The sequence below is a fragment of the Alteromonas sp. AWJ4_197 genome, assembly GCF_056160285.1.
In genome coordinates this window covers 1-1,697 of sequence record NZ_JBSWWW010000029.1, presented here as the reverse complement: position 1 = coordinate 1,697, position 1,697 = coordinate 1, and the positions used below count along the sequence as shown (strand labels likewise).

Sequence of the window (1,697 nt, the reverse complement as noted above, 5' to 3'; positions counted from 1 at the left end):
GTCCCCGTCCGCGGCGCCGGTCTCGTTGACCGCTGCCGACGGCACGGCCTTGCCGGCGAGGTCCTTGACGGCGGTGCTGGGCGTCCAGGCCATCGTCGGCGTGCTGTTCGTGCTCGGCGTGCCGCCGCCCGTCCTCTGGCCCAGTGTCACGGTGATCACCGTGCGCGGACGGCCGTCGACGACGACCGCCTCCGCCGTCATGGTGGCGTCGAACCGGGCGCTCGTCGAGACCGAGAGGTAGTCGGCGCCCAGGTTCACGGAGCCCACGGAATCGGCCCGGGCGGAGCCGGCCACGGTGATGCTGCTGTCGGCGAACCAGCCGCTCTGCATGTTCAGCGCGGTCGCCAGTGCGCTGCCGTCCCACCCGGTGCTGATCGTGTTCAGGTCCACGAGGTGGCTGTAGGTGTAGGTGATCGTGTCCCCGGCGTCCATCGTGCCGGCCCTGCCCCCGTTAGCTGCCTGGACGTCCACGCCGCGGACCACGGTGTTGAGCACGTGCCGTTCGGGAACGGACGCCGAGGCGGTCTCCCGCCCCTTGCCGTCCACCAGGACCGTGCGGAGGTCGTAGGCGCCGTCTGCCACACCGGTCGTGGTCCAGGCGCAGCTGTACGGCGCGGTGGTGTCGGTGCACACCGTGCTCCAGGTGGTCGTGCCGGCGGGGGCGTACTGGAAGCGGACCGCCTGCACCCCCGCGGTGGAGGCAGCGGTGGCGCTCAGCGTGGTGCCGCCGGACAGGTAGGTCCTCGGGGCGGCCAGGGTGACGGTGCTGACCGGGTTCTCGACCTCCCGGTTCGCGACCACCGCGGAGGTGGTGGCGTTGCCGGCGCGGTCGGTCGCGACCGCCCGGAGGTCGTAGCGGCCGTCGGGCAGCTGCCGGGTGTCGTAGCGGCAGGAGTAGGGGGCGGCGGTCGCGGTGCACAAGTCCCGGTAGGTGCTCGAGCCGCTCGGGGCGTACTGGAGGACCACCGTCTGCACACCGGTGCCGGGGTCGGCCGCGGTGGCCTCGAAGGTCCGGGTGCCGCCGAGGAGCGCGCCAGGATCGATCATCGTCACGACGGGCCCGGTGTTGTCCACCACGGTGGTCGCCACGGCGGAGACCGCCGAGTACCCGGCCCGGTCGGTCGTCACGGAGCGCAGCGCGTAGGAGCCGTCCACGACACCGGGGGTGCTCCACGTGCAGCGATAGGGGGCCGAGGCGGTGGTGCACACTGTGCGCCACTCGCCTCCGGAGGCCGAGCGGTACTGGACCGCGACGGTGTCGATCCCGGTCTCGGCGTCTGCGGCGGACGCGGTGAGGACGACCGAGCCCGCCAGGATTGCGCCCGGAGGGGTGAGGGACGTGGTGGGCGGGGTCCAGTCCGCGGCGGCCCGGACGGTGCCCTGCGGGTTGTCCGAGCGGCTCGTGAAGGACGCGGAGGAGAACTCGGCGGTGCTGCTGAGGCCCAGGAGCAGACCGAGCACGACGACGAGAACGGCGGTCGCAGCGGTTCGTGCGGTCATGGCGATCAGTGGCTCCCGGGGCGTGGGTCGAGGTCGGTGTGGGCGAGGACCGGGTGGTCGGTTCCCACGCTAGAGAGCCGGTGGCAACAGCCGGGGAACAGAGGCCGCTCGCAGTTCCACAGTTCGGCAACACCTCCGCGGCACGGCGTGCGGCAGGCCGTGCCGCCGCGGGTCAGACCGCGGCGGCGGTCCTCCGG

Annotated in this window: 1 protein-coding gene; it reads right to left on the bottom strand. The window is 73.1% G+C overall.

Annotated features, from left to right (window positions below; genetic code table 11):
- On the bottom strand, positions 1-1,500 hold a 1,500-nt coding region (locus ACXAGC_RS20315; protein ID WP_474846812.1), incomplete at its 3' end, for an Ig-like domain-containing protein.
- Between the last annotated feature and the right edge of the window lie 197 nt (positions 1,501-1,697).